Here is a 21,254-nt window from a genome sequence, read left to right as displayed (position 1 = left end):
GGGGATGCGGTAACCATCCGCCGCATCACTCCACCGCGTTCCTGCCCGCCCGCCACAGCATGATGCTGGCGGCACCGATGCAGGACAGCGTGAACACCAGCAAGGCGACCGCGCCGCCCTGCAGCACCGGCAGCAGGGCCTGCGCGTGCAGGTCGCCGCGCAGCTGTTCCGCACGCAGGCAGGCGGCCAGGGCCAGGCACCAGCCGACCATTGCCGGGGCGTAGGCACGCAGCGTCACCGGGTTGCAGACATTCATGGGACCACCTGTAGGAGGGGAAGTGCGCGGAGTATTCGCGCACGCCCTCTCACAGGTTGAGATCAGCCCTCGGTCGGATCGATGTCGCCGCCCGGCAGCTCACTCGCCTCGCCCTGTACCTGCACGTTGTTGCGGCCCATTGCCTTGGCCCGGTAGCACTGGGCATCGGCCGCCGCCACGGCCTGGTCGACGCTCATCCCGCCCGTCAAGGGTGCGATGCCGATGCTGGCGCCCACATGCAGGCGGTCCTGGTCCCACGGAATCGACAGTGACGCAAGGGTGTGCAGCAGCTCGCCGCCAATGCGCGCTGCACGACGCGGCGTGCAACCGGACAGGATCACCGCGAACTCATCGCCACCCAGCCGCGCCACCACATCCGAATCCCGCACGCCGTGGCGCAGCACGCTGGCCACCGCCCACAGCACGGCGTCACCGGCCAGATGGCCCCAGGTGTCGTTGACCGGCTTGAAGCGGTCCAGGTCGATGTACATCAGCGAGGCGGCCTGGCCGGTACGCTCCACGCGGGTGATCGCCTGCTGCAGATGCACCTCGAAGCCACGACGGTTGCTCAGCTCGGTCAGCGGATCGATCTCGGCCAGGTGGCGGGCTTCGCGCTGCCGCGCCCGCTGCTGGGTGTCGTCGCGCAGCACCCACACCGCGCCGCGCACATGGCCCTCGTCATCGCGCAGCCAGGCGCGGGTCAGATCGACCGGGATCGTGGCCGTGCCCAGGCGCAGCAGAAGGTCGGCATGCAGGTCCACCGCATTGCTTTCCGGGTCCAGCAGCACGGATACATCAAGCACCGAGCCGGGCGCGTATTCGGTGGTCAGCGCCAGCACGTCCTGCACGTTGTGCCCTGCCAGCGACAGCGCGCCATCACCGGCGAGGGTGCGGACAGCAGCGGCGTTGGCGTAATCGATACGACCGTCCAGACTGACGCTGAGCACCAGATCGGCCACGGCATCGAGGGTGATGCGGCTGCGCTGCTCGCTCTCGAACAGGCGCTGTTCGCTGCTGCGCTGGGCGCTGATGTCCTGGATCTGCGACACGAAATGCAGCGGCTCGCCATCCTCGTTGCGCACCAGCGAGACCGACAGCCGCGCCCAGATCACCTTGCCGTCGCGATCGAGATAGCGCTTTTCCAGGTGATAGTGACTGCGCCGCCCGGCCAGCAGATCCTGCACCAGGGCCAGGTCGGCCTGCAGGTCATCGGGGTGGGTCAGGCGTTGGAAATCAACCTGCAGCAGTTCCTCGCGGGGGTAGCCCAGGATCCGGCACAGGGCGTCATTGACGTCCAGCCAGCGCCCCTCCAGCGACACCAGCGCCATGCCCAGCGCCGCCGACGTGAACGCACCGGCGAATTTCTCCGCCGCCAGGCGTGCTTCGGCACGTGCCTGCAGGATCTCGGTGATGTCGATGGACATGCCGACGTAGCCGATGCGAGCGCCGCCGGCACCATCCATGCGGCTGATCGACAGGCGCACCTGGCGTGGCTGGCCGTCCTTGCGCCGCAATGTCCATTGCCTTGAATAGGTCTGCGCATCGGCACGGGCGCTGAGGGCTTCAAACGCGCCCGGCAGGCGTCCGTCCGCAGCCGCCAGCGGGCGCAGCCATGCCGCCAACTCGTCCGGATCGTGGAAATCACCCAGTCGCCGCTGTCCGACCACTTCCTCCGCGCTGTATCCCAGCAGGCGTTGCGCACCGGTATTGAACAGGGTAATGGTGCCTTCGGTATCGGTCGCGATCACCGCCACCTCGTCGGACGCATCGACCACGGCCTGCAGCCGCTGCCGGCTTTCGGCGGCGTCCTGCCGCGCCTGCTGCAGCTCGGTCACGTCGGCATGCGCACCGGCCATCCACAGCGGTCGTCCCTGCCCATCCCATTCGAACACGCGGCCACGGTCGTGGATCCATATCCACTGGCCGTTCTTGTGGCGCATGCGGAGCAGGCAGACATAGTTGTCGCTGCGGCCTTCAAAATGATCCTCAAGTGCCGCGTCGGACAGGACGATGTCATCGGGATGGACCAGCTTCAGGAACGTCTTCTGGCACACCGGCTCCAGCTCTTCCAGGCGATAACCGACGATCTCCGCCCAGCGCGCATTGACCCGCATCTCGCCGGTCTGCACGTTCCACTCCCAGGTGCCGGCGGCGGTGCCGTCAATGATCATCGCCAGGCGACGACGCTCTTCGGCCAGCGCCTGCAGGCGCCGCTCCAGCAACCCGTTGCCGTTGGTTCCCTGGCCGGCCATCAACCCGTACCCCGGCCCGCACAGGGAGGCAGCGGCCGCAGCGCGACGCTGCAGACCTCAACGAAGACGACGGGTCCTGCTGGCGTCATGGCCCTCCCCAGCAACAGCGGGGTGGCCGGACGCCTCCCCTCAAGCGCAAGTGTGCGCAATCACGGGGAAAATCGACAAGTCCCCCGCCACGAATCAAGCGTGACGGGGAACACGGTCCTCAACTGCGCTTGGCGCGAGCGAAGGCCTCGGCCAGGGCGTTGTTGGCCGGGGGCGCGGACGCGGCGGGACGGCCGCCATTGCCCTGGCCCCGGTTCGGCCCGCGGTTCTGGCCGCCTGCATCGCGGCGCGGACCCTGCCCATGGCCGCGCTCATCACGCTGGCCCGGGCGGCTGGTGGCTTGGCCGGGGGTATCGTCCAGGCGCCGGGTCAGGGCGATGCGCTTGCGCGCCACGTCCACCTCCAGCACCTTCACCTTGACGATATCGCCGGCCTTGACCACGTCGCGCGGGTCCTTCACGAACGTATCGGACAGGGCCGAAATGTGGATCAGGCCATCCTGGTGCACACCGATATCGACGAAGGCACCAAAGGCCGCCACGTTGCTTACCACACCCTCGAGCACCATGCCCTCGCGCAGATCCTTGATGTCCTCGACACCCTCGGCGAAGCGTGCCGCCTTGAACTCGGGGCGTGGGTCTCGGCCCGGCTTCTCCAGTTCCTTGAGGATGTCACGCACGGTCGGCACGCCGAAGGTGGCATCGGTGAACTGCTCGGCCTTCAGGCCACGCAGGAAGCTGCCATCACCGATCAGCGCCTTGATCGGGCGCGCGGTGCTGGCCACGATGCGCTCGACCACCGGGTAGGCCTCGGGGTGTACCGCCGAAGCATCCAGCGGCTCATCACCGTCGGCAATGCGCAGGAAGCCCGCGCACTGTTCAAAGGTCTTCTCGCCCAGGCGCGCGACCTTCAGCAGGTCCTTGCGGCGCTTGAACGGGCCGTTCGCATCACGGTGGCGCACGATGTTCTCGGCCACCGTGGCCGACAGGCCGGACACCCGCGACAACAGTGCAGCCGAAGCGGTGTTCACGTACACGCCCACCGCGTTCACGCAGTCCTCCACGCGGGCATCCAGCGCGCGCGCCAGACGGTACTGGTCCACATCGTGCTGGTACTGGCCGACACCGATGGCCTTGGGTTCGATCTTCACCAGTTCGGCCAGCGGGTCCTGCAGGCGGCGGGCGATCGACACCGCCCCACGTAGCGACACGTCCAGCTCCGGGAACTCCCTGGCCGCGAACTCGGACGCCGAGTACACCGACGCGCCGGCCTCGCTGACCACCACCTTCTGCAGCTTCGGGTTGCCAGCGGCCTTGATCGCTTCGCCGGCCAGCTTGTCGGTTTCGCGGCTGGCGGTGCCGTTGCCGATCGCGATCAGTTCCACGTTGTGCTTGGCGCACAGCTGCTTGATCGTCTGCAGCGACTGCTCCCACTGGCGGCGCGGCTCGTGCGGGTAGATGGTGTCGGTGGCCACCAGCTTGCCGGTGGCATCGACCACGGCGATCTTGCAGCCGGTGCGGATGCCCGGGTCCAGTCCGAGCACGGTCTTCGGGCCGGCGGGTGCCGCCAGCAACAGGTCCTTCAGGTTGTCGCCGAACACCGCGATGGCCTCGGCTTCGGCCTTCTCGCGGGCCTGGTTGAACAGGTCCAGCAGCAGGTGCGTGTGCAGCTTGGCGCGCCAGGTGAGCCGGCAGGCGTCCAGCAGCCAGCGGTCGGCGGCGCGGCCCTGGTCGGCGATGCCGGCCCTGCGCGCCACGCGCCCTTCGGCGTACTGGTGGCCGGCCTCGGCATCACTGCCGGGGTCCAGCTCCAGGAACAGGATCTCCTCGCGGCGCGCGCGAAACAGCGCCAGCAGCCGGTGCGAGGGAATCTTCGCCAACGACTCGGCGTGATCGAAGTAATCGCGGTACTTGGCGCCTTCGGTTTCCTTGCCCTCGGCCACGCGCGCGCGGATCACGCCGGTTTCGCCCAGCCAGGTGCGCAGTTCGCCGACCAGCGCGGCGTCTTCACCCCAGCGCTCCATCAGGATCGCGCGCGCACCTTCCAGCGCAGCCTTGGTGTCGGCCACGCCTTTGTCGGCATTGACGAAGCTGGCCGCAAAGCTCTGCGGGTCCTGCGTCGGGTCGGCCAGCAGGCCATCGGCCAGCGGCTCCAGCCCCGCCTCGCGGGCGATCTGGGCGCGGGTACGGCGCTTGGGCTTGTACGGCAGGTACAGGTCTTCCAGACGGCTCTTGGTATCGGCGGCCAGGATGTCGTTGCGCAGTTCGTCGCTGAGCTTGCCCTGTTCGCCGATGCTGGCCAGCACCGCTGCGCGACGGTCCTCCAGCTCGCGCAGGTAGGTCAGGCGCACTTCCAGGTTGCGCAGCTGGGTGTCGTCCAGGCCGCCGGTCACTTCCTTGCGGTAGCGCGCGATGAACGGAACGCTGGCGCCCTCGTCGAGCAGGCCGACGGCGGCGCGCACCTGGGCGGACTGGGCACCGATCTCGTCGGCGATGGTCTGGGCGATCTGCTGGGCGAGCGCGCTCTGGGCGTTCTTGGCGTCGTGCATTGCTTCAGGTCTGTGCCGCATTACGGGAAGACCCCATTCTGGCAACCCGCGACGGAGCCGGACAAGGCATTGACAGGGCGCAAGGTTCAGCGGCGTAGCCGGATTGGACGCCGGCATCCTGGCAAAGCGCGGGCCCGGACTGGCCCTGGGCTGGGATGCCGGCGCGGGCGCGCGATGGTGGGCGCGCCCTGCCGCGTGTTACGAAGGTCAGCGGTAGTGGCGGGCGGCGCGCTGCATGACGATCTCGTCACGCATGCCTTCCAGGGCCATCAGGCGGACCTTGCCGACACCCTGCAGTTCCATGAACCGCTCCGTGTAGAACTCCGGCCCCAGCGCGGTGTCGGCGCGGGATTTGCTGAAGCCGTAGGGCACCACGCCCTTCTCGCCATCCTTGCTACCACCGACATAAAGAACGATTGCCATGTGATGTATTCCTCCAAATTGCTACTGCGTACTGCACTCGATGAGCGATGCTGCGAGCTCATCGAGGGAGAGCTTACCGCGTCGAACCTGACTGGAACGTCACGAAGGCTAATGACGATCGGTTGCATGCAGATGACGGCGGGATCGCAGCAGAATGCTTACGGATCTTTAACTTCCGGCTAACGAATCAGTACGGGATTCCCGCCAACGGCGCAGCCCCTCGTGGGTGGTTTGGTTGGTCGCGGAAAGCCGGTTTCCTGTGGGCTGGCCGGGAGGGTGGGTAGGCCGGGGACGCCGTGAACCCATCCATTGGGGGCTTGGCCGCGGCATCCATGCCGCGCACACCCCGCCCTACCCACCCGCCCGGCCGCTGACAGATTCCTGGTGCCTGCCGCCACCCACGGAGAATAAAAAGAAGATCAAAAGCAGAAGCAGCCGGGCTGGCCGCTTTTTTGTTGTAGAGCCGAGCCTGCGCTCGGCTTCGCGAGCTGGCCTGAAAGCAGCCGAGCGCGGGCTCGGCTCTACACGAGCAAGCGCAGCGCGCGACCCGCTTCTGCTGTTCTTTTTCTTTTCCGTGGCTGGACGCGGCCGGGAACTGTCAGCGGCCGGGCGGGATGGGTTCGCGGGACCGTTGGCGCCATGGATGGCGCCATCGCGCCCCCATGGATGGGTTTACGGCGTGTCCCGCGAACCCAGCCCGCCCGGCCCAATCGCATGAAACGTATTCCGCGACCACGCCACGAGGGGCTGCGCCGTTGGCTGGAACCTACGGCCACCAGCCGTGCCCGAACCGGGCAAAATGATCGGCCGCGCGCTCGAATGGATTCCGCGCACTCACCCCGCCACACAGCAGGTACACCGGCAGGTACAGCGGCCCCAGCACCATGTACTGGTACACGTGCGCACGTTCGTGATCATCCAGCCGGATCAGCGGTTCCACGCCCCACCCCGCCTGATGCGCATAGGTGCGGCAGGAAATGCCCAGGTCATGGCCGGTATGCAGGATCACGTTCCCCAGCGTGATCGCCCCGCCTGGCCCCCACGGCCAGCGGTCGAACACCAGCGCACAGTCGCGCGCGCTCCAACGCAATGACGCGCCGCCGAGCATACCGGCCAGGCCGCCAATCAGGCCGAGCAGCGAATTGGGCAACGTCCATGCTGCGCCCAGCATCTGCAGCGCACGCAGCCACAGCGGCCAGGGTCGAGCGGCCGTGTTCAATCGGCCTCGTTCGGCATCAGCAGCCACAGGATCAGGTAGATCAGAATGCCGGGGAAGGCGGCCGAGCCAATCGATATCAGCACGAACACGATCCGCACCAGCGTGGGGTTCCAGCCGAAGCGGTGGGCGATGCCGCCCATCACGCCGGCGATCATGCGATCGTTCAATGAGCGCGACAGCGTCTTGGGCGTGGTGTTCATGGCAGCGGCTCCGGGAAACGGACAAGGCAGTCGAGCATGGCTCGACTCTACACCGCCCCCATGTCTACGGCGTGCGGTGGCGCAGGGCCTGCAGGCGTGCGCCGAACCAGGTGGCTGCGGTCTGTTCAGGCTGACCCGGGCACTGGATGCGGTAAGGCTTGCCGCTCATGCTGCTCTGGCTGGCGGCGCGCTCGATGAACTGCTCGGCGCTGTCCACCATGTCCTTCTTCAGCAGGTAGTCGTACTTGCGCTGCAGATGGGCGCGCGCATCGCTGCCGTCGTACCAGCTGCCATTGCGCTGGAACCGGCACTGCGAGCCGTCCAGGCTGGCGATCAACTGGGCGATCTCCCGCCGTGCATCCGCACTGGGTGCGGCCTGGGCAAGTGGCGCTGCCAGCAGTACCGCAAGAATCAACAAAATCCGGTACGTCATCATCCCTCCAAGTCAGTCGAGCAGGGCCCGACTCTACAGGTCGCGCGCCTTCAGCCAGCCATCGATCGTGGCCGGCACTTCGCGCTGCGCGCGGCCGGACACGTAGATACCAATATGGCCACCGCGGAAACTGGACTCGGTGTAGTCATCCGTACCCAGGCGCCCGCGCATCGCGCGCGAGGCGTCCGGTGGCACCAGATGGTCCTGCTCGGCGTAGATGTTCAACACCGGCAGCGTCACCTGCGACAGATCCACCGCTTCGTCGCCGATCCGTACCGTGCCCTTCATCAGGCCATTGGCCTGGTAGAACTGCTTGATGAAATCGCGGAACGCCTCGCCCGCCAGGTCCGGCGAATCGAAGATCCACTTTTCCATGCGCAGGAAGTCCTCCAGCGCCGCCTTGTCATCGAGGATGTCGAGCAGGCCGACGTACTTCTGCACGTTCAGGCGGAATGGCTTGAGCATCAGGTAGCTGGCATTCATCAGGTCTGCCGGGATGTTGCCCAGCGTGTCGACCAGCAGGTCCACGTCCACCTGCCGCGCCCAGTGCGAGAGCATGTTGTCGGCGGTCTGGAAATCGACCGGGGTGACCATGGTGATCAGCTTGCCCAGCTTCTGCCGGCGCAGCGCCGCGTAGCACAGCGCGAACACGCCACCCTGGCAGATGCCGAGCAGGTCGACCGGGCTACCACTGCGCGCACGCAGCGCATCCACCGCGCCGTCGATGTAGCGCAGCAGGTAGTCCTCCAGGGTCTGGAAGCGCTCCGAGCGATCCGGGTAGCCCCAGTCCAGCACGTAGACGTCCTGACCCAGCGCCAACAGCTTCTGCACCAGGGAGCGGTCGGCCTGCAGGTCGACCATGTACGGACGGTTGACCAGCGCGTAGACGATCAGCAGCGGCGTACGCCGGGTCGGTGACTGTTCGCCGACGAAGCGGTACAGCACCACCTTGCCGTCGCGCCAGACTTCCTCGCGCGCGGTCACGCCATAGTCCACGTCTTCCACCTGCGGCAGCAGCTTCAGCCCCTCCATCAGCTTGCGCTGCATGGCCAGGGTCTCCTGCATCAGGTCATCGGCGTTGAAGCCCAGCGGTCCCTTCATCGGTCACGTGCCCGTGAGGAGGTGCGAGATTGGGGCTTTTTCGCAGCCGCCTTTTTTGCAGGCGCCTTCGTTGCCGGTGCGGTCTTCTTCGCGGCCTTGCGCGCGGCAGGCTTCACTTTTGCCGGCGCCGGCTGCGCAACCGGATCGACCGCAGCGGTTCCGGCCTGCACTGCCACCTGCGCCTGCAGGCGGCGCAGGCTGCGCTCCAGCTCGGCGATGCGGCGGTGTGCGGCATCCATCTCGCTGCGGGTCGGCAGGCCGATACGTTCACTCATCTGTTCCACCTCGCGCTGCAGGCCGGCACGCAGACGCATCTGCGCGTTGCCCAGCGAGGCGTACACCTGCTGGAACGGTTCGGACATGGCGACCTTGGCGTAGGCCTCCTCGGCCACTTCGATCCACAGGTCGAACATCGCGCGGGCGCTGGTCAGCTGGCTGCCCGGCTGTTCGTGCTCGGCCAGGCGCTGCTCGAACAACGCAAAGGCCTCGTCCAGTGCCCGCTTGATCAGGTCGACATAGGCGCGCGAATGCTGCTGGTATTCTTCCTGCGCACGCAGCAGGGCCTGCCAGCGCGCCTGGTGCTCGCGGCCGGGGCCGAATGCCGGGCTCTGCAGCCATGGGCCCGCCTGCAACTGGAATTGCTGCAGCCATGCGGCGAATTCGGGCACGGCGGCGCCGGCGTGGGTGCTGCCACGGGCCCCTTGCAGCATCCATTGCAGCATGCCATCGCCCTGCCCCTGCACCGCCTCACGCCAGGCCTGGGCCACATCGGCACTGCTGGCGTCGCGGCCGGCAAACCGAGCGGCGACCTCTTGCATGGTGCCGTACCAGCTCCCGGCCTGTTCGCGGAACCGGCGCACGGCATCTTCCGGCGCGCCTGGACCCTGTTCCGGCAACAGCTGGCCCCACCAGTCGAACAGCCGTTGCCAGCTGCTGGGGTCGTCACCGGCCGGTGCGCCGGGCGTGCCCGCGTGGCGCAGGGCATCGCCCCAGGCGCCGAAGTACTGCCGGGCCAGGGTCTCGAAATCACTGCTGCCGGCGTCGTGGGCCGAGCTAGTCATCGCAGGCCTCCGCAGGGCTGGCTCATGGCTTGGGAATGCGCAGGGTCTTGCTGATCATCAGCGACCCGGACAGGGCGAACAGCAGCACCATCGGGTGCAGCTGCCACGGGCCGATCTGCCACTGGCCGAACCAGATGTTCTGGCCGATGGCATCGGTACCGGCGGCGATCGCCAGCACGATCACCAGCACCAGGCTGGTCGGGATAGGGGTGCCTTCAAAATACGTGACCTTGCCCTCGTCGCCGGTCATTGCCTCGGCGGTGACGTTGTAGCGCGCCAGGCGGCTGACGCCACAGCAGACGAAATAGCTCAGCACCAGCCAGTCCCAGCCGCCCTGCATGCCACATGCATAGGCCAGCGCCGCCGGCGCGACGCCGAACGAGATCACGTCGGACAGCGAATCCAGCTCGCGCCCCAGGGTGGAGCTGGACTTGCGCCAGCGCGCGATGCGGCCGTCGAGGGCGTCGAAGATGAAGGCCAGCGGTATCAGCGCCATGCCGAACAGCAGGTAGCCGCGCTCGCCATCCTGCAGGAAGCGCATTGCGGCAAACACCGCACCGGTGCCGCAGAAAGCATTGGCCAAGGTGAACCAGTCGGCCAGCTGGAATTCGCGCAGCATCGAGAAGTGACGTTTCATGGGGTCTCACGGAGCATCGAGGCCCACAGGTTACCGCGAGCGCCGCTGCCGGCGACAGCGCCGGCAGGCCGCGGCCTTCACTGCTCCCTCACGCACCCTCACCGGCGGTGAATTTTTCGCCACCCATCTTGACAGCCTAGGGGGGTGGAGCCTGTCGCGGCTTATCCACAAAGTTGCCCACGCGTAATCCACACCCCCTGTGGACAACCAGATCTCACCGACTGCGACGGTGGACATTTCCTCATCACCCTGACGCGGGGTTTCCCTACTTCCCAAGCCGCAAGGTCAGCGCTATGGTCATCGGCGGACCCGCCGCCGCCACGTCCGAATCTCTTCGATGGACGACGACGATGCTGGATGCTTCCACCCTGGCCGCGCAGCTGCGGCAGCCCCATGGCGACGCCGCACTGGCGGTGGCCGACTCGATGAACCTCAGCAACACCGCCCTGAACCTGGCCGCGATCGGGCTGCTGGCGGTGGCGGCCGGCGAACGCATCCTGGAGATCGGCCCCGGCAATGCGGCCTTCGCGCCCCAGCTGTTGCAAGCGCCGGGCAGCCAGTACCTGGGCGTTGAACTGTCCGCCGCCATGGTCGAGGCCGGCAACCGGCGGCTGGCCAGTGCCGGCCTGGGCGACCGGGCCGCGATGCGGCTTGGCGATGCCCATGCGCTGCCGGTGGACGAGGCATCCGTGGATGCCGCACTGGCGGTCAACACCCTGTACTTCTGGCCCAACCTGGCCCCGGTGCTGGACGAGCTTGCGCGCGTACTGCGCCGGGGAGGGCGGCTGTGCCTGGCGTTCGGCGATGCGGCCTTCATGCGCAGCCTGCCGTTTGCCGCCGATTTCCAGCTGCACGAACTGGACGCAGTTGAGCTGGCGATGCGCGTGTCGGGATTCAACATCTCGGCCTGGCGCAGCCATCGCGAAACTGCTGCCGGCAATGACGGGCAGACGCGGGAGAAGCATTTCCACCTGCTGCTGGCGCATCGGCGCTGATTGCCGCCGGGCATGGCCCGGCGCTACCCGACCCGCATCGGCGTGGATTTTCGCCGGATGCGATCCGACCGAGCGGTGGAGCCGGCCGCTGGTCGGCTGCCCCGGCAATGGCGCTGCGGTCAGGCCGCCGCCGGCAACCGGCTGCGCCACCTCGCGAAACACATCATCTGCAACACCAGCATCGCCACCAGTCCCAGCGGCCACGCCCACCACAGGCCGGTCAGCCCGTGCCGCGCCTGCAGCCACATCGCCAGTGGCAGCTCCAGCAGCAACACCGCTGTCATGCCCAGCAACGCCGGCAGCAGCACAGTCCCGCTGCCGCGCATCACGCCGACCAGCACCGTGGTGCCGCCCATCGCCAGCACGCCCCACACCACCGTGCGCAGCTGAAGTGCGGCCAGTTCGCGCACCTCCGGCGCCGCCAGGATCAGGCCGGTCAGCCACGGCGCCAGCGCCATCACCAGCAGCACCACGACCGTCAGCATCGCCAGGCCCAGCAGCACCCCGGTGCGGGCAATGGCGGGCAATCGTGCCGCACGTCCTGCCCCCATCGCATGCGCGGCGAGGATGGTGGCGGTGATGCCCAGCGACATGGCCGGCAGCTGCACCCAGCTCATCAACTGGTTGACCGCACCGTAGGCCGCCGTGGCGGTGTAGCCATAGCGGTTGATCCAGCCGAGCAACACGATCTCGGCAATGGCCAGGCTGAGCATCTGCAGCGAGGACGGCACGCCGATGCGCAGCATCGAACGAATGATCGCGCCATCGAAACGGATGGCCCGCAGCAGCTCATGGCCGGGTGCCAGCGGATGCCCCAGGCGATGCCAGCTCCACAGCAACCAGACCAACGCCAGCAGCGAGGCAAATGCTGCCGACACCGCGGCACTGGCCGCGCCCAGCTGCGGCAGGCCGCCCCAGCCGAGGATCAGCAGTGGCGTGCACAGCAGGCCGAGCACGGTCGCCAGCAGCAGCGCGTGCAGCGGCGTCTTTGCATCACCCACCGCGCGGCTCACGGCCGTCGCCAGCCACAGCAGGAAGAACACCGGCGCACTCAGCAGCAGCACCCGCGCATAGACGATGGCCTCGCCGAGGACCGGCGCCGGCGTCCCCAGTGCCGCCAGCATCTGCGGCGCGAACACGCCGCCCACGCCCATCACCAGCAGCGACAACAGCAGGGCAAGCGCCACCGCGCTGCCGGCCACGGCGCGTACCCGCTGCGGTTGGCCAGCGCCCCAGGCCTGGCCGATCAGCACCATTGCGCCCGTCGCCAGGCCCATCACCAGGGCCATCAGCAGGAAGAACACCGGGAAGAACGCAGCGGCGGCAGCCACCGCCTGCGTGCCAAGCAGATGGCCGAGGTAGACGTTGTCCAGCGTGCCGGCGGCCAGCTGCAGTGCATTGGTCATCAGCATGGGCACCAGCAGGGCCAGGTAGGTGCGCGACAGCGGCGGCGCAACCAGGGGCGTGGGATGTACAGGGGAGTTCATGGGGTTCTCTGGGCAAGGCGCTGCCCTGCCCGGCGTTTCCACCAGCAAAGCAAGCACAGGGGACCGGGCCGTGGCCCGCGATCAGGTGGCGCCGCCGTTCAACGACGGCGCGATGGATCAGCCGTCAGCGCTGTCGAACGCCAGACGCAGGGCGTGGTCGCGCACATCCCTGGGCCAGGAATGCAGCACCGCTTCCAGGCCCGCACGGTCGTGCGCGAACAGCACGCGGATGGCCTCCTCGAAGCCCGGCAGGTCGCCGGCGATGGTCTGCAGGAAGTGATAGGCGCGTTCGGCATCGCGACGCCGGCGGTCCTTGTCCGCACCGGCGCGGCTGGCCGTCTCCACCAGTTTTCGCAATGCCACCGAGGCGCCGCCCGGCTGCTCGGCCAGCCAGGCCCAATGGCGCGGCAGCAAGGTCACTTCACGGGCGACCACGCCCAGCTTGGGGCGGCCACGGCCACGCGGGGTCGCAGCGTCTTCGGCAGTGATTTCGGCATCCGCCTCGTCAGAGGGGGGAAACGCTTCGGTTACCCGCGCCAGCAGTTCCTCGTCACTGCCGCGCGTATCGAAATCGCGGGTGCGACCGGTGGCGTTGTCGAACACCAGCAATGGTCCGGCAGCGTTGTCGGCGCGCAGCCGCTTGAGCGCCAGTGCCGCCACTTCCGGGCTGCCGCAGGCAACGAGGCGATGGCCGTCGAAACAACTGAAAGGAGGGAGTCGGGACGCAGGCATGGCAATGGCATCAGAGGTGATGCGCGAATATTACCCGGGTAATTTATGACTGTCAATATTGCCCGGGTATTAATCGACCAAAAGAGCGTGCCAACCCAGATTGGCACTCCCCGGAATGGTTGGCACCTCCCCGATTCACCGGGTCACAGCCTGCTGTAGGACCAACTGACCATGCGCCCGTCCCTGTACGGCATAACCCCGTGGAACGGGCGCGGGTCGGCGTCGAACACCAGCGGCAGGAAGCTGCGGTCGCCTTCCCACATCGGCAGCGTGTCCAGCTTGTCCAGGTCCACCCACTCCAGCGTACCTTCGTGGTTGCCGCCGTGCGGGGTACCTTCGAAGCTGTCGATGACGAACACGAAGCCCAGCCAGTCCTCACCGTGCTTGCCGAATCCCGGCCAGCTGATGGTGCCGCGCAGGCGCATGCCGGTGCAGTCGATGCCGGCTTCCTCGGCGATCTCGCGACGCATGCCTGCCGCGACGTCTTCAGTCGGTTCGATCTTGCCACCCAGCCCGTTGTACTTGCCCAGATGATGGTCACCGGGACGGGTATTGCGATGGATCATCAGCACCTGGCGACGATCGGGCGACAGCACGTAGCCCAGGGTGGCGACGATCGGGGTGTACGGCATGGGCAGCATCCAGCGGCAGGTGAGCCGTGGATTATGGCCGATCAGCGCACCAGCGACAGGCGGCGTTCGGCGGGCGTCGCGACGCCATCGGGATCGCGGCGCAGCGTGGCCACGCCGTGGCCGCGCTCGGCCAGGTACTCCAGCCACTTGCCGAGGAAGGTGTTCATCCGCATGCGGTGGCTGATCAGCTCCGCCGGCGGCGGGTACAGCCCCATGGTGTCCTGCCAGCGGCGGCCGACGTAGCAGTGGGTGGTCTCGGCCTGGCGCGCGTCACGGTACAGGCGAACATAGGCCGATGGATCAGGCTCGCCAGTGACCGGGTCGGCCAGGTCGTAGGTCAGCCGCAGTTCCACCGTGTAGCGGTGGCACTCGATCACGTCCAGGCGAACGTCCAGGCCATCGCCGACCGAGGAGACGTAGCTGCCCGTCATCAGTCCAGCCGGTTCGAACAGGCGCACCAGATGGCGGTAGTTCTCCGCGTACAGGCCCATGAGCCAGCTCAGCCGGCTCAGGCGGGGAATGCGTTCGGTACGGGGCAAGGCTCGGGCCATGGGTCGATCCTACACGTTGGTGCTTCAACGTGGGGGCGGGATCACCCCGGCCAAAGGGGCCCGGTATCGACCACCGGTCGATACCCACCGTGCAGGAGGGTCGATGCCCCAGCGCAGGAGGGTCATCACCCCGGAGGTAGGCCACGACCGTTGGTCGTGGCGCACGGATCAATACAGCTCGCGCTGCAGCCCCAGCGTGGCCAGCACCTTGCTGGAAATCTCCTCGATCGAGGTATGCGTGGTGCTCAGGGTCGGGATCCGCTCCATGCGGAACATGGTCTCGGCCGCGGCCACCTCGCGCTTGCAGGTGTCCAGGTTGGCGTAGCGCGAGTTCGGGCGGCGCTCCTGGCGGATCTGCTGCAGGCGGTCCGGGTCGATGGTCAACCCGAACAGCTTGCGTCGGTAGTTGCGCAGGCGCGGCGGCAGGCGGTCGCTTTCCAGGTCCTCGTCGGTCAACGGGTAGTTGGCCGCGCGCACCCCGTAATGCAGGGCCAGGTAGATGCAGGTGGGCGTCTTGCCGGCGCGCGACACCGCCACCAGGATCACGTCGGCATCGTCGTAGTTCACCGCAATGCCATCGTCATGGGTCAGGGCGAAGTTCATCGCGTTGATGCGGCGGTGGTAGGTATCGAAATCGACCATGCCGTGGGCCTGGCCGACCCGGGCCAGGCGCGGGCTGGCCAGTTCACGCTCCAGGGGCTCGATGAACGGCGCGAACACATCCAGCATCAGCGCCCCGCTGTCGGCCAGGATCAGGCTCAGGCTCTGGTCCACGCAGGAGTTCACCACGATCGGCCGGACCTGGTAGCGCTCACCTGCCGCCTGGATCCGGGCGCAGGCTTCACGCGCTTTTTCGGGGTCGTCGACAAACGACATTCGGTCGGTAATGAAGCTGAATCCGGAGAACTGGGTCAGCAGGCTATGCCCAATGGTTTCAGCGGTGATACCGGTTCCATCGGAAACGTAGAACACCGGACGGATGGTCGACATGCGCGCTTTTACCCCCTACGAAGCTTAAAAAGGCCGCCAGCACAAGCTTGTGCCGACGGTGCTCTGCCCGGCATCATATCGGCTTCTTCCTACGGACGCGGCCACTCAGCCCGCCTCGGGCGATGGCCAAACGGAGCATCGCGCTTGAACGAGAACATCCTGTGGTTGCACGAACTGCGTCTGGCCGATCTGGCCCGCGTAGGCGGCAAGAATTCGTCCCTGGGCGAGATGATCGGCAACCTGGCCGGTCTGGGCGTTTCGGTGCCGGGCGGTTATGCCACCACCGCTGAAGCCTTCAAGGACTTCATCGCGCACAACGACCTGTCCAAGCGCATCTTCGACAGGCTGGCCACGCTGGACGTCGAGGACGTCAATGCGCTGACCGCCGCCGGCAAGGAAATCCGCGGCTGGGTAATCGACGCCCCGCTGCAGCCGCAGCTGGACCAGGACATCCGCACCGCCTACGCCAAGCTGAGCGCCGAGAATGGCGGCGGCGACGTTGCCGTGGCCGTGCGTTCGTCTGCCACCGCCGAGGATCTGCCGGATGCGTCCTTCGCCGGACAGCAGGAAACCTTCCTCAACGTGACCGGTGCCGACGACGTCGTGCACAAGGTCAAGGAAGTGTTCGCCTCGCTGTACAACGACCGCGCCATCGCCTACCGCGTGCACCACGGTTTCAAGCATGAGGACGTGTTCCTGTCCGCCGGCGTGCAGCTGATGGTGCGTTCGGGCGTCGGCTCCTCCGGCGTGCTGTTCACCCTGGACACCGAGTCCGGCTTCCGCGACGTGGTGTTCGTCACCTCCTCGTTCGGCCTGGGCGAGATGGTCGTGCAGGGCGCGGTCAATCCGGACGAATACTACGTCTACAAGCCCACCCTGCAGGCCGGCAAGCCGGCGATCCTGCGCCGCTCGCTCGGCAGCAAGGCGATCCGCATGGTGTATTCGGATGTCCCCGGTGAGCGCGTCCGTATTGAAGACACCCCGGCCGAACTGCGCACCACCTTCTCGATCAGCGACGAGGACGTGCAGGAACTGGCCAAGCAGGCGCTGGTCATCGAAAAGCACTACGGCCGCCCGATGGACATCGAGTGGGCCAAGGACGGTGTCAGCGGCAAGCTGTTCATCGTGCAGGCGCGCCCGGAAACGGTGAAGTCGCGCAGCCACGCCACCCAGATCGAGCGCTTCGCGTTGACCGAGAAGGGCGGCAAGGTGCTGGCCGAGGGCCGTGCCGTCGGCGCCAAGATCGGTTCGGGCGTGGCCCGCGTGGTGAAGACGCTGGACGACATGAACCGCGTGCAGCCGGGCGACGTGCTGATCGCCGACATGACCGATCCCGATTGGGAACCGGTGATGAAGCGCGCCTCGGCCATCGTCACCAACCGCGGTGGCCGCACCTGCCACGCCGCGATCATCGCGCGCGAGCTGGGCGTGCCAGCCGTGGTTGGTTCGGGCAACGCCACCCAGGTCATCGAGGATGGTCAGCTGGTCACCGTCAGCTGCGCTGAAGGCGATACCGGCTTCATCTACGAAGGCAAGCTCGGCTTTGAACGCACCACGACCGATCTGGGCAACATGCCGCCGGCCCCGCTGAAGATCATGATGAACGTGGCCAACCCGGAACGTGCCTTCGACTTCGGTCAGCTGCCGAACGCCGGCATCGGCCTGGCCCGCCTGGAAATGATCATCGCCAGCCACATCGGCATCCATCCGAATGCGCTGCTGGAATACGACCGCCAGGACGCCGCGACCAAGAAGAAGATCGACGAGAAGATCGCCGGCTACGGTGATCCGGTCAGCTTCTACGTGGACCGCCTGGCCGAAGGCATCGCCACCCTCACCGCCTCGGTTGCACCGAACCCGGTGATCGTGCGCCTGTCGGACTTCAAGTCCAACGAGTACGCCAACCTGATCGGCGGCAGCAACTACGAGCCGCACGAAGAGAACCCGATGATCGGCTTCCGCGGCGCCAGCCGTTACGTCGACCCGAGCTTCTCGGCCGCCTTCGCGCTGGAGTGCAGGGCCGTGCTGCGCGTGCGCAACGAAATGGGCCTGGACAACCTGTGGGTCATGATTCCGTTCGTGCGCACCCTGGAAGAAGGCCGCAAGGTCGTCGAGGTGCTGGAACAGAACGGCCTGAAGCAGGGCGAGAACGGCCTGAAGATCATCATGATGTGCGAAGTGCCGTCCAACGCACTGCTCGCCGATGAGTTCCTGGAGATCTTCGACGGCTTCTCGATCGGCTCCAACGACCTGACCCAGCTGAGCCTGGGCCTGGACCGCGACTCGTCGATCGTCGCGCACCTGTTCGACGAGCGTAACCCGGCAGTGAAGAAGCTGCTGTCGATGGCGATCAAGGCAGCACGTGCCAAGGGCAAGTACGTCGGCATCTGCGGCCAGGGCCCGTCCGATCACCCCGATCTGGCCGAATGGCTGATGCAGGAAGGCATCGAGTCGGTGTCGCTGAACCCGGACACCGTGGTTGATACCTGGCTGCGCCTGGCCAAGCTGAAGGCCAACGGCTGATCCGGCTGTAAGGCTGATTAAAGAAACCCCGCCTCGGCGGGGTTTCTGCTTTTGGGACCAACTGGGCCGATATGTCATTTGCAACTATTCCAGTAGGCGCCCTGAAATGGCCGACGCACACTGGGAGCACTGGAATCACTTCCCTGCAAGGTTCGCCCCATGACCATCCCATTCGCACTTGGACTGTTCAACTACTCCGGTCCGTTGGCAGGAGCGCGGGAATTCCAGGAGTTTCACGAGTTTGCTATATCCATGCTCGAAGAGCGTGGAGTACAGGCCACCCACTTTGCGTCTGACGGAAAGGGCCACAGCAGCAACTTGGCAAAACTGGGCAATGCAGCACATCGAAGACTTCTGGCCAGTGGCTTCAACGAGCTGACTCTCCTCAGTGTTGTCGCTGTACCCAAAGGAAGTGACGCGCCCGCCTATGATCTGACCGCATCAGTGGACTTCTCCTCCAGTTGTGAGCTTGGAACGGAATTCGTTCTGTTCCCCAAGGACGCTCGCTTTTCTCTGGAACCGCAGTCCTTCCGCGAGCTCCTGGTGGGGCTGATCGCTCTGTATGACTGGGACTTTGGCTACGTCACCCACCCGCCCTTCGAGCGGAGCCCGCAGGCCTACATCATGAGCTGCTGCGATGGCACACAGCCGCAGGACGAAGAAGACCGCAACCAGATCTGGTATGACGCCCCGCCAGAGGTGCGCCTGCACAAGGCCCGCAACATTTTCCCGCTTAGTCTGCTCAATCCGGCACAGCTGGGTGCACCCGTCGCGCCCGACAAGACATTGGCTGGGATACTGCAAAGTACCCCCGGCTGCACATTGGAAGAGCTGGTGCCCGGCCGCCTCTGGCTCAGCACGGTAGAACCGCATCTGGTGCAGGGACTACGCTCGCTGCTCAAGGGTACGGGCGCATTGATCGAAGATGGGTGACATCACGTTCATCCCGCCGTGCCGATAATTTGCCCGCATGCAACCCCGCCTCTGCGGGGTCTTCAGTTTTTGGCGTTCTTGAGCGCCGCGCCCGTTCGACAAGGAGCCCGCATGATTGCTACAGCCCCACCCGCCCCCGCCGCAACGCCCTGGTTCCACTCGCTCGACTGGGAGCGCCTGCTGGAAACCTACGGCGTACCGTTGCTGGCCGCCATCGTGGTGCTGCTGGTGGGCCTGTGGGTGGCACGACGCCTGTCCAATGCCATGCCGCGCGCCACTGCGCGCATGGGCGTGGACCCGATGCTGGGCAGCTTCCTGCGCAACGTGGTCTATGCCACCTCACTCGTGATCGTGGCGCTGCTGGCCATCGACACGCTCGGCGTGAAGATCACCCCGCTGCTGGCCGTGCTCGGCACCGCTGGCCTGGCGGTCGGTCTTGCGTTGAAGGATTCGCTGTCCAACATCGCCTCGGGCGTGATGCTGGTGACGCTGCGACCGTTCCGCGTGGGCGATGTGGTGACCGTGGCCGGGCAGACCGGCACGGTGCGCGAAGTGCGCATCTTCCAGACCGTCATCACCGGTGCCGACAACCAGCACACCACCATTCCGAACACGCTGATCACCGCCGCACCGATCATCAACCTCACCGCCGAACCGACCCGCCGCGTCGAACTGGTGATCGGCATCGGCTACGAGGACAACATCCAGCTGGCACGCGACACCGCGCTGGCGCTGATGAAGGCCGACCCGCGCGTGCTGCAGACGCCGGCCCCGGACGTGGTGGTGTACGAGCTGGGTGCGCACGCCATCAACCTCGGCATCCGCTGCTACGTGAAGTCGGCCGACTGGTTCGGCACCAAGGTCACGCTGCTGGAGCAGCTCAAGCTGGGCTTTGACAAGGCCGGCATCAACATCCCGTACCCGCAGCAGGACATGCACCTGTACCTGCATGGCAAGGATGGCGGCGTGGTTGAGGCCGACGCGCTGGTGCGCGACAAGCCCTGATCCATGCCGGTAGTGCCGACCAACGGTCGGCACCCACCCGTCGGCGATACGACATTGAAATGCCGGCCAGCGGCCAGGATCAGGCCGCGACGCTCTCTTCCAGCGTCGGGTAATCGGTGAAGCCGACCGCGCCACCGCCAAAGAACGTCGCACGATCCGGCGGATTCAGTTCCGCCCCCAGTCGCAGTCGCTCAGGCAGATCCGGGTTGGCGATGAACGGCCGGCCGAAGCCGATCAGGTCAGCCCAGCCTTCCGCCAGTGCCTGCTCGGCGCGCTCGGCGGTGTACTTGCCGGCGTAGATCAGCGTACCCGGGTAGACCATGCGCAGCGCCTGCTTGAACGCCACCGGCATCAACGGTGCATCGTCCCAATCCGCTTCGGCAATGTGCAGGTAACCCACGCCCAGTTCACCCAGCAGATGCGCGGCCGCCAGATAGGTGGCCTGCGGCGTATCATCCACCGCGCCCTGCAGCGTGGTCAGCGGCGCCAGGCGCACGCCAACGCGATCACCACCGGCTACTGCGACCACCGCCTGCACGACCTCGCGCAGGAAGCGCAGCCGGTTCTGCAGCGAACCGCCATAGCCATCGGTACGCTGGTTGGCCTGCGAGTCGATGAACTGGTTGATCAGGTAGCCATTGGCGCCATGCAGTTCGACGCCGTCGAAGCCCGCCTCCAGCGCATTGCGGGCGGCCTGCGCGTAATCGGCGACGATGCCCGGAATCTCGTCTTCGCGCAGCGCGCGCGGCATCGAATGCTGGATCATTTCGCCCACCCCGGCTTCGGGACCCACCCCGGTCGGGTCGACGAACACTTTCACGCCATCGGCCAGCAATGCCGAGGAAGACACCGGCGCTGCGCCATCGGGCTGCAGGGCCACATGCGAGACGCGGCCGACGTGCCACAACTGCGCGTAGATGCGGCCACCGGCGGCGTGCACCGCATCGGTCACCTGCCGCCAGCCCTTTACCTGTTCGGGGCTGTGGATGCCCGGCGTCCAGGCATAGCCCTGGCCCTGCGGGCTGATCTGGGTGCCTTCGCTGACAATCAGGCCGGCACCGGCACGCTGCGCGTAGTAGGTCGCCATCTCGGCGGTAGCAACATTGCCGGCAGCCGCACGCGAGCGGGTCATCGGCGGCATCACGATGCGGTTGGGCAGGGTCAGCGGGCCCAGACGGTGGGAGGTGAACAACATGGCGGACATCTCTTGCGGGGGGAGTGCCGCAAA

Annotated in this window: 20 protein-coding genes; 4 read left to right on the top strand and 16 right to left on the bottom strand. The window is 66.7% G+C overall.

Translation table 11 applies throughout. The features are described 5' to 3' along the window. Positions 1-25 precede the first annotated feature (25 nt). The 10 genes from R5H29_RS04140 to R5H29_RS04095 all read right to left on the bottom strand — a co-directional run bounded on the left by R5H29_RS04140 (position 26) and on the right by R5H29_RS04095 (position 10,178). Positions 26-256, bottom strand: a complete 231-nt coding sequence (locus tag R5H29_RS04140; protein WP_019660256.1) for a hypothetical protein — start codon at positions 254-256, stop codon at positions 26-28. Between the two features lie 62 nt (positions 257-318). Next, positions 319-2,508, bottom strand: a complete 2,190-nt coding sequence (locus tag R5H29_RS04135; protein ID WP_332328806.1) for a PAS domain S-box protein — start codon at positions 2,506-2,508, stop codon at positions 319-321. 208 nt (positions 2,509-2,716) lie between these two features. After that, the gene (locus R5H29_RS04130) at positions 2,717-5,104 is read right to left on the bottom strand and encodes a Tex family protein (RefSeq protein ID WP_019660258.1); all 2,388 of its coding nucleotides are present in this window, start codon (positions 5,102-5,104) and stop codon (positions 2,717-2,719) included. A gap of 207 nt (positions 5,105-5,311) precedes the next feature. Further along, positions 5,312-5,527, bottom strand: coding sequence for a hypothetical protein (locus tag R5H29_RS04125; protein WP_005410085.1), 216 nt, complete (start codon positions 5,525-5,527; stop codon positions 5,312-5,314). 766 nt (positions 5,528-6,293) lie between these two features. Beyond that, positions 6,294-6,746, bottom strand: coding sequence for a hypothetical protein (locus tag R5H29_RS04120; protein WP_151356488.1), 453 nt, complete (start codon positions 6,744-6,746; stop codon positions 6,294-6,296). Beyond that, a complete protein-coding gene (locus tag R5H29_RS04115; protein ID WP_058981420.1) occupies positions 6,743-6,946 on the bottom strand; it encodes a PspC domain-containing protein in 204 nt (67 codons plus the stop codon). Before R5H29_RS04115 ends, R5H29_RS04120 begins: the two co-directional genes overlap by 4 nt. A 64-nt stretch (positions 6,947-7,010) precedes the next feature. Then, the gene (locus R5H29_RS04110) at positions 7,011-7,379 is read right to left on the bottom strand and encodes a YfeK family protein (RefSeq protein ID WP_026347052.1); all 369 of its coding nucleotides are present in this window, start codon (positions 7,377-7,379) and stop codon (positions 7,011-7,013) included. Between the two features lie 33 nt (positions 7,380-7,412). Next, positions 7,413-8,480 (bottom strand): class III poly(R)-hydroxyalkanoic acid synthase subunit PhaC, encoded by a 1,068-nt coding sequence (gene phaC / locus R5H29_RS04105; RefSeq protein ID WP_332328805.1) that lies wholly within the window; start codon positions 8,478-8,480, stop codon positions 7,413-7,415. Beyond that, on the bottom strand, positions 8,477-9,541 hold the full coding sequence (gene phaE / locus R5H29_RS04100) for a class III poly(R)-hydroxyalkanoic acid synthase subunit PhaE (RefSeq protein ID WP_227844449.1): 1,065 nt from the start codon (positions 9,539-9,541) through the stop codon (positions 8,477-8,479). Before phaE ends, phaC begins: the two co-directional genes overlap by 4 nt. Positions 9,542-9,563: 22 nt before the next feature. Beyond that, positions 9,564-10,178, bottom strand: a complete 615-nt coding sequence (locus tag R5H29_RS04095; protein ID WP_019660264.1) for a phosphatidylcholine/phosphatidylserine synthase — start codon at positions 10,176-10,178, stop codon at positions 9,564-9,566. A gap of 350 nt (positions 10,179-10,528) precedes the next feature. Here R5H29_RS04095 and R5H29_RS04090 point away from each other — a divergent pair, with 350 nt between their 5' ends. Beyond that, entirely contained in the window at positions 10,529-11,173 is a 645-nt protein-coding gene (locus R5H29_RS04090) for a class I SAM-dependent methyltransferase (protein ID WP_332328804.1), read from the top strand. Between the two features lie 119 nt (positions 11,174-11,292). Here the strand turns inward: R5H29_RS04090 and R5H29_RS04085 are convergent, their stop codons facing one another. From R5H29_RS04085 to R5H29_RS04065, 5 genes are all read right to left on the bottom strand, one after another. After that, the gene (locus tag R5H29_RS04085) at positions 11,293-12,660 is read right to left on the bottom strand and encodes an MATE family efflux transporter (RefSeq protein ID WP_233654045.1); all 1,368 of its coding nucleotides are present in this window, start codon (positions 12,658-12,660) and stop codon (positions 11,293-11,295) included. 117 nt (positions 12,661-12,777) lie between these two features. Beyond that, the gene (locus R5H29_RS04080) at positions 12,778-13,392 is read right to left on the bottom strand and encodes a DUF2239 family protein (protein WP_021202814.1); all 615 of its coding nucleotides are present in this window, start codon (positions 13,390-13,392) and stop codon (positions 12,778-12,780) included. A 143-nt stretch (positions 13,393-13,535) separates the two neighbouring features. Further along, the gene (locus tag R5H29_RS04075; protein ID WP_332328802.1) at positions 13,536-14,024 is read right to left on the bottom strand and encodes an 8-oxo-dGTP diphosphatase; all 489 of its coding nucleotides are present in this window, start codon (positions 14,022-14,024) and stop codon (positions 13,536-13,538) included. Between the two features lie 41 nt (positions 14,025-14,065). Beyond that, a complete protein-coding gene (locus tag R5H29_RS04070) occupies positions 14,066-14,575 on the bottom strand; it encodes a DUF1249 domain-containing protein (protein WP_332328801.1) in 510 nt (169 codons plus the stop codon). Between the two features lie 168 nt (positions 14,576-14,743). Then, positions 14,744-15,565: a pyruvate, water dikinase regulatory protein gene (locus tag R5H29_RS04065; RefSeq protein WP_005417170.1), complete on the bottom strand. Its 822-nt coding sequence runs from the start codon at positions 15,563-15,565 to the stop codon at positions 14,744-14,746. A 144-nt stretch (positions 15,566-15,709) separates the two neighbouring features. Between R5H29_RS04065 and ppsA the strand changes: the two genes are divergently transcribed. The 3 genes from ppsA to R5H29_RS04050 all read left to right on the top strand — a co-directional run bounded on the left by ppsA (position 15,710) and on the right by R5H29_RS04050 (position 20,026). Next, positions 15,710-18,088, top strand: a complete 2,379-nt coding sequence (gene ppsA, locus R5H29_RS04060; RefSeq protein WP_111099058.1) for a phosphoenolpyruvate synthase — start codon at positions 15,710-15,712, stop codon at positions 18,086-18,088. Between the two features lie 159 nt (positions 18,089-18,247). Further along, positions 18,248-19,021 (top strand): hypothetical protein, encoded by a 774-nt coding sequence (locus R5H29_RS04055; protein WP_332328800.1) that lies wholly within the window; start codon positions 18,248-18,250, stop codon positions 19,019-19,021. Between the two features lie 111 nt (positions 19,022-19,132). Further along, the gene (locus tag R5H29_RS04050) at positions 19,133-20,026 is read left to right on the top strand and encodes a mechanosensitive ion channel domain-containing protein (protein WP_332328799.1); all 894 of its coding nucleotides are present in this window, start codon (positions 19,133-19,135) and stop codon (positions 20,024-20,026) included. 79 nt (positions 20,027-20,105) lie between these two features. On the opposite strand, the gene R5H29_RS04045 is transcribed toward R5H29_RS04050, so the two are convergent. Beyond that, positions 20,106-21,221, bottom strand: a complete 1,116-nt coding sequence (locus R5H29_RS04045; protein WP_332328797.1) for an alkene reductase — start codon at positions 21,219-21,221, stop codon at positions 20,106-20,108. Positions 21,222-21,254 lie beyond the last annotated feature (33 nt).

Source organism: Stenotrophomonas sp. A3_2 (assembly GCF_036624925.1).
Taxonomy (GTDB): domain Bacteria; phylum Pseudomonadota; class Gammaproteobacteria; order Xanthomonadales; family Xanthomonadaceae; genus Stenotrophomonas; species Stenotrophomonas hibiscicola.
Note: the sequence above shows the minus strand (reverse complement) of the source record. Positions and strands in the feature narration are given on the sequence as shown.

What these genes read in the sequence shown, in the direction of transcription:
- R5H29_RS04140 (WP_019660256.1), bottom strand. Translation starts at nt 256, where the DNA reads ATGAATGTCTGCAACCCGGTGACGCTGCGTGCCTACGCCCCGGCAATG.
- R5H29_RS04135 (WP_332328806.1), bottom strand. Translation starts at nt 2,508, where the DNA reads ATGGCCGGCCAGGGAACCAACGGCAACGGGTTGCTGGAGCGGCGCCTG.
- R5H29_RS04130 (WP_019660258.1), bottom strand. Translation starts at nt 5,104, where the DNA reads ATGCACGACGCCAAGAACGCCCAGAGCGCGCTCGCCCAGCAGATCGCC.
- R5H29_RS04125 (WP_005410085.1), bottom strand. Translation starts at nt 5,527, where the DNA reads ATGGCAATCGTTCTTTATGTCGGTGGTAGCAAGGATGGCGAGAAGGGC.
- R5H29_RS04115 (WP_058981420.1), bottom strand. Translation starts at nt 6,946, where the DNA reads ATGAACACCACGCCCAAGACGCTGTCGCGCTCATTGAACGATCGCATG.
- R5H29_RS04110 (WP_026347052.1), bottom strand. Translation starts at nt 7,379, where the DNA reads ATGACGTACCGGATTTTGTTGATTCTTGCGGTACTGCTGGCAGCGCCA.
- phaC (WP_332328805.1), bottom strand. Translation starts at nt 8,480, where the DNA reads ATGAAGGGACCGCTGGGCTTCAACGCCGATGACCTGATGCAGGAGACC.
- phaE (WP_227844449.1), bottom strand. Translation starts at nt 9,541, where the DNA reads ATGACTAGCTCGGCCCACGACGCCGGCAGCAGTGATTTCGAGACCCTG.
- R5H29_RS04095 (WP_019660264.1), bottom strand. Translation starts at nt 10,178, where the DNA reads ATGAAACGTCACTTCTCGATGCTGCGCGAATTCCAGCTGGCCGACTGG.
- R5H29_RS04090 (WP_332328804.1), top strand. Translation starts at nt 10,529, where the DNA reads ATGCTGGATGCTTCCACCCTGGCCGCGCAGCTGCGGCAGCCCCATGGC.
- R5H29_RS04085 (WP_233654045.1), bottom strand. Translation starts at nt 12,660, where the DNA reads ATGAACTCCCCTGTACATCCCACGCCCCTGGTTGCGCCGCCGCTGTCG.
- R5H29_RS04080 (WP_021202814.1), bottom strand. Translation starts at nt 13,392, where the DNA reads ATGCCTGCGTCCCGACTCCCTCCTTTCAGTTGTTTCGACGGCCATCGC.
- R5H29_RS04075 (WP_332328802.1), bottom strand. Translation starts at nt 14,024, where the DNA reads ATGCCGTACACCCCGATCGTCGCCACCCTGGGCTACGTGCTGTCGCCC.
- R5H29_RS04070 (WP_332328801.1), bottom strand. Translation starts at nt 14,575, where the DNA reads ATGGCCCGAGCCTTGCCCCGTACCGAACGCATTCCCCGCCTGAGCCGG.
- R5H29_RS04065 (WP_005417170.1), bottom strand. Translation starts at nt 15,565, where the DNA reads ATGTCGACCATCCGTCCGGTGTTCTACGTTTCCGATGGAACCGGTATC.
- R5H29_RS04055 (WP_332328800.1), top strand. Translation starts at nt 18,248, where the DNA reads ATGACCATCCCATTCGCACTTGGACTGTTCAACTACTCCGGTCCGTTG.
- R5H29_RS04050 (WP_332328799.1), top strand. Translation starts at nt 19,133, where the DNA reads ATGATTGCTACAGCCCCACCCGCCCCCGCCGCAACGCCCTGGTTCCAC.
- R5H29_RS04045 (WP_332328797.1), bottom strand. Translation starts at nt 21,221, where the DNA reads ATGTTGTTCACCTCCCACCGTCTGGGCCCGCTGACCCTGCCCAACCGC.